Source organism: Deinococcus carri, from assembly GCF_039545055.1.
Lineage (GTDB): Bacteria > Deinococcota > Deinococci > Deinococcales > Deinococcaceae > Deinococcus > Deinococcus carri.
The window spans coordinates 37978-45078 of the sequence record NZ_BAABRP010000024.1 but is presented as its reverse complement, the minus strand read 5'-3'; the positions used below and the strand labels follow the sequence as shown (position 1 = coordinate 45078).

Genomic DNA, 7101 nt, shown 5'->3' with positions numbered 1-7101 from the left:
AATGACAGCAGCACGGTTTTCCGGGCACCCTAAACCGCCTGCTGCGCGGCCTCCAGTGGCCGCAGCCCCAGCAGTTCGAGCGCCCCGTCCGGCCGCACCAGCAGCCGCACTTCCAGCAGGTCGAGCAGCTCGGCCAGATGCTCCGGGGCAGCCTCCCGCACGTCGGCCGCCAGCTCGGGCATCAGCGGCATCTCGGCCGCCGGGCGGGGCCGCGGGGCCAGGGCGCGTTCCCGTGCCTTCAGCTCCTCGCGCAAGCTCAGGTAGTCGCGCTCCTCAATCTGCCCCAGCACGCGCAGGCGGGCCAGATTGGAGAGGGCCTCCTGCACCTCCTGGCGCTCCTGCTCCCGACCATCAGAGAGTGGCGCGGCCCCGGTCAGCAGGGCGAGGTGGGCCGGGTCGGTCGGGTCCGTCAGCACGCGGGCCAGCAGTGCGCGGGCAGCATCGTCGAGCTGGGCGGCCCGGAAGCTGGGGCAGTCGCAGCCGTAGTGCCGCTTCAGCCGCCCGCTGATGTGGTAGCGGCTCACCATGCCCGCGTTCCGGTGGCTCTCCTGGCGGCCGTTCATGGGCGCGCCGTGCGGGCAGCGCAGGTGGCCGACCAGGGGGTAGACCTCGGGCCGCCGCGTGCCGCCCTGCGGCAGGGCACGGCGGGCATGGATGGCGTCCCACTCCTCCTGAGTCAGCAGCGGCGGGCAGGGCACTTCCAGGGCCTCCCCGCCGGCGCGGAAGATGGCCTGCCCGATGTAGGCCGTCTGCTGGGCCATCGCGTGCAGGCGGGTAGGGGACCAGTTGGGCTTGCCGGTGGGGGAGAGGACGCCCTGTTCCCGCAGGTGGTCAGCCGCCTCCTGATACGACCGGCCAATCAGCGCGCGCAGGGCGGCGCGGGCCCGCTCCTGGGTGGCCGGGTTCGGCTCCAGACGCTTCTGAGCGTTGCGCAGGTAGCCGAACGGCACGCTGCCCTGGGGCCAGATACCCGCCTTCGCCGCGAAGGTCCGGCCAATCATGGACCGCTCGCGGGTCTGCTCCAGCTCGTACTCGGCCAGGGTGGCGAGGATGCTCAGGACCACTCGCCCGAATGGCGTGCTGGTGTCGAGACTCTGGTCAATGAGGACCAACCGCGCCCCTCGCGCCTCGATGTCGCGGATGAGGGTCAGCGTCTGCACGATGCCGCCGCGGGCGATGCGCGTGAGGTCCTTTGCAAGCACGGTGTCCCCGGCACGAAGCTGCCCCATCATCGCGGTCCAGGCGGGGCGCACGTCGCGCCGGCCGGAGACGGCGGGGTCCTCGAAGTGCAGGGGCACCGGCAGGCCGTGGAACTGCGCGAAGGCCGCGGCCCGCTCGCGCTGGGCGGGGAGGCTGTACCCGGAGTCGGCCTGATCACGGCCAGAGACACGGGCATAGGAGAAGGCGCGGGGGGTCACTTCTTAGCGGCGATTTGGGTCAGCAGCCGGATGATTTCAGCGTTCTGCCGGACCTGCATGTACTGAAGCTGCACTGCTACTTCAGCGTTGACCTGGCTAATCTGGGCCGCGCTCGGGTTTCCCAATCCCTGAGTGCGGCGAATGAGAGCCTCGGCTTGAGCGGGCAGCTCGGCCAGTGTCGCGTCACGAGTTTCGCTGGTGTCAAGGGACTTGAAGAACTGGGCGGTGCCGACGCCACCAGTGAAGAGACCGAGGGCGGCAGCAAGCGTAAGGATGGTCTTTTTCATTACATCACTCCTCTATGACGATCAGGCCAATAACGGTGTTGCGCCGCCCAGGCACTTGAAACAGGCTTACGCCCTCGCCCTGGAACTCGTCATCAGGGTCGGGGACGGGATGGCCTATCCAGCAGGGCATCCGCCAGCGGTAGGAATAGGCGTGGCGGATGATGCCGTTCACGCCGATGAACCCGCCTATCCGGGCGTTTTCGTTGTGTTGCACGATGCGCCGCAGGGCCTCATGCAGGTACACCGTTTCCTGCTGGTGGAGAATCCAGACCACCATCGCGTTCAGGCCGCAGATGTTGATGATCGTTTGGACCACCTTGTCAGGCATGAGCAGGCCGTCTTGCCCTGTTGTGATCAGGGCTTCGAGGTGGGCGTCCACGTCTGGGGCCTGGGCATGACGATGCCGGATAACCTCTTCGTAGTTGGGGTCATGTGCCGTATCCCGCTCCTGCGCGAGCTTGTGGCTGACCTCGTGCGCGATGTGAGAGCGGCGGCCCGCGTAGATGAGCCTTCGCTGCACGTGAAGGTCTGTGCCAATCAGACGAGAGGCGTCAGCCTCAATGACCGTGCAGCCCAGCAGCGTCGGCAGCTCCTCCATGTCCGTTGTCCCGCCCACTTCTTCGTGCCGAGCCTTCTGGTAGGCAAAGAGGTCGTAAGCGTCGGGGTCAAAGGTCATTCCTCCGGCTCCTGGGGGTCATAGCCCAGCCGCTTGAGGGCCGTGAACTCCTCCAGCCACCCTTCAGGCGTCTCCGGGGTATGGCGGCGGCTGACCGAGGCCATGAAATGCTGCCAGCGGTGTTCGCCCAGGCCAGCGAAGGCAGCCAGGTGCCCGTACTGTTCGGCGGCCTCCCGCAGGGTGTCAGGAATCATCACCTGGGGCTTGGGGATGCGGTGGCCCTTTGCGGCGGCCGAGAGGGCGCGGGAGGGGGGAGGGGAAGGTTCTTCCCAAATGATCTCGGGTTTGAGTTCGCGGATTTCATCACGCGACAACCCTAGAGCCTCACTGAGCGGACGAAAATAATCGCCCTCAACCCAATTCACACGACCGTTGACCATGTGGCTCAGATAGCTGGGGTTGGGTATCCCCGCCTCCTCCGCGATCTTCCGCTGCGTTTTGGTGCTGCGCTTGATGTACTCGCGCAGCTTCGCATAGATATCAACGGGAGGTTCCTGTGGCATGGGGGGCACCTGGGGCGCACGTAGAACGAACATGCGACGTGATACGACAAACAATATTTGGAAGTTCCCCAATGCGAAATAGCACATGCTGCACCTCGCTTGACTCCTGATGTTGCGACGTGTAGCATCATTGACATGGAAAGCACGTTCGGTCGGCGACTGCGAGAGCTGCGCGAGCAGCGCGAACTCTCGCAGTATGACGTCGCGGAGGCCATTCTTGGACGCCGTGACAGAGCCGGGGAGGTCAGCCGCTGGGAGAGTGGCAAGAATGAACCCTCGCACGCCAATCTGGTCAAGATCGCCCGCTTCTTCGATTGTTCGATTGATAGGTTGCTAGGTGTCGCATGTAGCAGTGGTCAAGCAGGTGCCGCATGACCTCCACCCCCCAGCCCTTTCGCCCCGTCTCCCGGCTGACCTGGGCCGCGGACCTGCTGATTCGGATGCACGCCGCTCGCCTCGCCCGTGAAAGCACAACCCCCCTCACTCCCACCGCGCAGCCCGCGCGTGAAGAGCAGGCCCGCCCGGCCTGAAACGAAAAAGCGCCTGAGCGTTCGCCCAGGCACCTCCAGAAACCCCACAACCTGTTGCTCCCTCGTCGGCAAAACAGCGGAGCGCAGGCACCTCAAAGGAGAGGCCTCTGACGTGAATCTTACACCTGTCAACACCCCCAATGTGGGGAATCGCACACGAGTAACCCCAGCCTGGGGCCGCGCTCCCGGTTTGCCGACCGGTGCCGAGCGCGGCTGGCTGGCCTGACCAAAAGAAATCGGGCGCGTCCGAACTACGCGCCCACCCGTTATTGCCGACGAGGTGCAGTGATGATACCCCAGCCCAGCCGCATCCCCAACACCCGCATCTGGAGCATGGCCGACCTGCGCGCGCACGTGGCGCAGCAGGGCGAGATGATTGTCGAGGCCCACTACTCCCACCTCACCGGCTGGACGGCCCGCACCGCGCCCCGCCGCGCGGCCCTGAGCCGCACCTACCTGGTCAGCGACCGGGGCGAGCGCCACACCGTCACGGTCAGCAACAACGGCAACGGCCTCCAGTTCGAGGTGGACGGCGACTTTGCCAGCCCGAACCTCGCCCTCACGCTGCTGGACACCTGCACACACCTGCGGCTGGTCAGTGAGCGCGTGGCGCTGCCGCTCAGCAACCCCGTGACTGGCACCGTGTTGGTGCAGGCGGGGGTGGGGGCGTGAAGCGCGTGGCCTTTGAAGGGGAAGGCGACATCGTGCTGACTTTGCAAGCCGACTTCAGCAACGCGGGTTTGGGCGAACTCGGCATGGTCCGTGTCCAGGCCGAGGGCGTGGACGTTGAGGGCGACGCTGCCGTCACGGCTCTCGTATACGGCTGGTACACCCCAGAGGAGGCGCGCGAAATCGCCCGCTACTTGAAGGAAATGGCGGATAAGGCCGAGCTGGGCGGCCCCCAATGACCGCCCTCACCCTCCTCCCCCTGCTGGTGCCCACCGTGCTGCTGCTGGTCGGCCTCGCCGTCTGGCGGCGCATCCGGCAGGAGCGGCAACAGGCGGCGCGGCAGGGGCTGGCGGCCAGCAGCGTCTACCACACGCGCCACTACGCGCGGCGGGGCGGGCGCTGATGCGGGTCGTGGAGATGTGCTGCGGCTACGGCGGGGCGACGGCGGGGATGCTGGCCGCTGGGCTGACCATCGAGAAATCCTACGACATCTGGCCGGTTGCCGTGGAGCAGCACCGTGCCTGGCATCCCGAGGTGCCGTGCGAGGCGCGCGACGTGGCAACCATCACGCCCGAGGAACTGCGCGGGCGGCTGGTGTGGGCGTCTCTGCCCTGCCAGCCGTGGAGCCGGGCGAATGTTCGCACGGAGAAGCGCGGCAAGAAGCATCCGCATTACTACAGCTTGGCCCACTTTGCCCGCCAGGTGCAGTACGCCCGCTGCACTGTCATTGAGAACGTGCCGGGCCTTGTCGAAACCCAGGACGGCCAGGCGGAATTGCAGGCGCTGGCCGACGAGTGCAACCGGCTGGGCTTGACGATGACCGTTCACCTGATCTACAGCAACTGGTTTGGCGTCCCGCAGGAACGCCGCCGTGTGTTCATTGTCCTGGGGCGTGGCATCCCCCTGACCCTGATCCAGCCCTACGGCAGCGTGAAGGCCGAGAACAACGCTGTGACCTGCCACAGCAGTGGTTACAACGTCTTCAGCCAGACCCAGAAAAAGCGGCAGCGCAGCGTCTATGCGACCGAGAGCGACACCATGAGCACGACTGACCCGCGCACGGGGGAGCAGATTTTTTTCGGGCGCAGCATCGAGCAGTGCGCCGAGCTTCAGGGCGTGCCCGTTCCGCCGAAGCACCTGCCGAAGAAGGCGCAGTTCACGCTGGTGGGGAATGTTGTCCCGCCGCGCCTCGCCCGCGCCATCGCTGAGCAGGTGTTCGTGCCGCTGCTGGCCCAGGGGGTGAGCGCCTGATGCTGCGCCTCCTCGTCCTCTCCTGGCTCGCTGCCAACGCCCTGCCCCTGCTGGTGCTGCTGGCCGCCTACGGCATCGGCATGTGGCGGGCACGGCGGCGCACTGCGCGGCTCCCCAGGGTGCGGGGCGTGCAGGTGGTGCAACACGTCCACTGCATCCGCGCGGCCCAGGTGGTCGTGGCCCTGCGCTGCCCGGACTGCACCCTGCGCGGCTGCCCCGGCGACGAGGCGTGCCCGGTCGAGTGGGGGCGGCGCTGATGGCCGCCCACAACGGCACCCGCGCCCGCCTCTGGCGGCTGTACCAGACGTTCAGCGCCCTGGACGCGCCGCTTGTCTCCCGCGCCCTGGGCCTAGGGCTGCCCAGCGTGAACCTCGCCCTGTGGGGGCTGGTGCAGACCGGCCACGTCCGGCCTGTCCGGCGCACCAGACAGACCCGCCGTCCCTACACCCGCACTGAGTACCGGAGGGCGGCGTGAACGGCCAGCCCGACCTCAGCCTGCGCACCTTCCTGCGGGTGGTGCTGTTCTTCCTCGCCTTCTTCGCCGTGCTCGCCGTGGGCGAGTGGATTGGAGCCGTGCTGTGACTGCCTCTGCGATTCAACCCACCACTCAGCACCTGCCGCTGGCTCAGCCGACCGACTTCAGCAACGAGCAGGTTGACCTGATCAAGCAGACCGTCGCCGCTGGAACAAGCGACCTCGAACTCGCGCTGTTTCTGGAAGTGGCGAAGTCCAGCGGCCTGAATCCCTTCCAGCGCCAGATTTACGCCGTCATGCGCTGGGACGCCAAGACCCGCAAAGAGAAGATGGTCATTCAGACCGGCATCGACGGCTATCGCCTCATCGCAGCGCGCAGTGGCGTCCACATGGGGACCACTGACCCCGAGTTCGGCCCGGTCAGCAAAGAGGGATTCCCCGAGTTCGCCCGCGTCATCGTGCGGAAGTTGGTTCATGGTCACGTGGCTGAGTTCCCCGCCACCGCCCGCTGGAGTGAGTACGTCCAGATGGGGAAGGAAGGCCCCACGGCGATGTGGAAGCGGATGCCCCACACCATGCTGGGCAAGTGTGCGGAGGCACTGGCGCTCCGGAAGGCGTTCCCGGCTGAGCTGAGCGGGGTTTACAGCGATGTCGAGATGGCCCAGGCGGACAACCCCGCTCAGGCTGCCCCCGCGCCCCAGAGCCGTCGTGCTGACGTGACGCGCGAGGTGGCGGACGCCGCGGGCGTGCAGCCGCAGACCCTGCCCGACCCGCAACAGGAAGAGGCGCTGAAGGCGTGGGCCAGCAAGATTGGTGACCTGGCCGCGCGGGTGCGGAAGGTGGCTCCGGCAGAGGACGTGCAGCATGTCCTCGACACCTATGAGCGGCGGGCCAGCATCGACGGGGCGCGGGCTTGCTACGACAACCTCAAGGAACTGGGCCTGAAGTACGCCCAGCAACGCCAGGAAGCGCCGGCAGCGGCCCCGGCCCAACAGGGCGAGGTGGTGGACGCCGAGTTCACGCCCGCTGCTGGCCCCGCCGGTATCCACGACGGTCAGCGCAAGGCCCTGATGGGCTACCTGAACCGGGCGGGCATCCCCGACAGCAGCGAGGCCCGCAGTGCGTTCTACACGCATATGGCCCCCAACAGTATCCCCGCCGGAACGCGCACGAATGCTCTGACCTTCGAGCAGGCGCGCGGGCTGCTGGAACTGCTGGGCGCAATGGACGCCAGCGACCTGGCGCAGACCGGGGCCGAGTTCCTCAAGGACTTCGACCTGCCCTTCTGACCTG

General features: G+C 67.1%; 13 protein-coding genes. 9 read left to right on the top strand and 4 right to left on the bottom strand.

Going from position 1 to position 7101, the window contains the following annotated elements:
- Positions 1–29 precede the first annotated feature (29 nt).
- From ABEA67_RS17975 to ABEA67_RS17960, 4 genes are read right to left on the bottom strand one after another with little or no spacing between them, the layout of a single operon-like run.
- A complete protein-coding gene (locus ABEA67_RS17975) occupies positions 30–1418 on the bottom strand; it encodes a recombinase family protein (RefSeq protein WP_345467961.1) in 1389 nt (462 codons plus the stop codon).
- Positions 1415–1705: a hypothetical protein gene (locus ABEA67_RS17970; RefSeq protein ID WP_345467959.1), complete on the bottom strand. Its 291-nt coding sequence runs from the start codon at positions 1703–1705 to the stop codon at positions 1415–1417. Before ABEA67_RS17970 ends, ABEA67_RS17975 begins: the two co-directional genes overlap by 4 nt.
- A 4-nt stretch (positions 1706–1709) precedes the next feature.
- Positions 1710–2381: a hypothetical protein gene (locus ABEA67_RS17965; protein ID WP_345467957.1), complete on the bottom strand. Its 672-nt coding sequence runs from the start codon at positions 2379–2381 to the stop codon at positions 1710–1712.
- A complete protein-coding gene (locus ABEA67_RS17960) occupies positions 2378–2884 on the bottom strand; it encodes a helix-turn-helix domain-containing protein (RefSeq protein WP_345467955.1) in 507 nt (168 codons plus the stop codon). The genes ABEA67_RS17965 and ABEA67_RS17960 overlap by 4 nt, the downstream gene beginning before the upstream one ends.
- Before the next feature lie 135 nt (positions 2885–3019).
- Here ABEA67_RS17960 and ABEA67_RS17955 point away from each other — a divergent pair, with 135 nt between their 5' ends.
- From ABEA67_RS17955 to bet, 9 genes are all read left to right on the top strand, one after another.
- Positions 3020–3259, top strand: coding sequence for a helix-turn-helix domain-containing protein (locus ABEA67_RS17955; RefSeq protein ID WP_345467953.1), 240 nt, complete (start codon positions 3020–3022; stop codon positions 3257–3259).
- Positions 3256–3414, top strand: coding sequence for a hypothetical protein (locus ABEA67_RS17950; protein ID WP_345467951.1), 159 nt, complete (start codon positions 3256–3258; stop codon positions 3412–3414). Before ABEA67_RS17955 ends, ABEA67_RS17950 begins: the two co-directional genes overlap by 4 nt.
- A 288-nt stretch (positions 3415–3702) precedes the next feature.
- On the top strand, positions 3703–4086 hold the full coding sequence (locus ABEA67_RS17945; protein WP_345467949.1) for a hypothetical protein: 384 nt from the start codon (positions 3703–3705) through the stop codon (positions 4084–4086).
- Positions 4083–4322 carry a hypothetical protein gene (locus tag ABEA67_RS17940; protein WP_345467946.1) on the top strand — a complete coding sequence of 80 codons (240 nt, stop codon included), beginning with the start codon at positions 4083–4085 and terminating at the stop codon, positions 4320–4322. Before ABEA67_RS17945 ends, ABEA67_RS17940 begins: the two co-directional genes overlap by 4 nt.
- Positions 4319–4486, top strand: coding sequence for a hypothetical protein (locus ABEA67_RS17935; RefSeq protein ID WP_345467943.1), 168 nt, complete (start codon positions 4319–4321; stop codon positions 4484–4486). Before ABEA67_RS17940 ends, ABEA67_RS17935 begins: the two co-directional genes overlap by 4 nt.
- Complete coding sequence (locus tag ABEA67_RS17930; RefSeq protein WP_345467941.1) at positions 4486–5334, top strand: DNA cytosine methyltransferase; 849 nt, start codon at positions 4486–4488, stop codon at positions 5332–5334. The genes ABEA67_RS17935 and ABEA67_RS17930 overlap by 1 nt, the downstream gene beginning before the upstream one ends.
- The gene (locus tag ABEA67_RS17925) at positions 5334–5591 is read left to right on the top strand and encodes a hypothetical protein (protein ID WP_345467939.1); all 258 of its coding nucleotides are present in this window, start codon (positions 5334–5336) and stop codon (positions 5589–5591) included. The genes ABEA67_RS17930 and ABEA67_RS17925 overlap by 1 nt, the downstream gene beginning before the upstream one ends.
- Entirely contained in the window at positions 5591–5809 is a 219-nt protein-coding gene (locus ABEA67_RS17920; RefSeq protein ID WP_345467936.1) for a hypothetical protein, read from the top strand. Before ABEA67_RS17925 ends, ABEA67_RS17920 begins: the two co-directional genes overlap by 1 nt.
- Positions 5810–5912: 103 nt before the next feature.
- A complete protein-coding gene (gene bet, locus ABEA67_RS17915; protein WP_345467934.1) occupies positions 5913–7097 on the top strand; it encodes a phage recombination protein Bet in 1185 nt (394 codons plus the stop codon).
- The last annotated feature ends 4 nt before the right edge of the window (positions 7098–7101 follow it).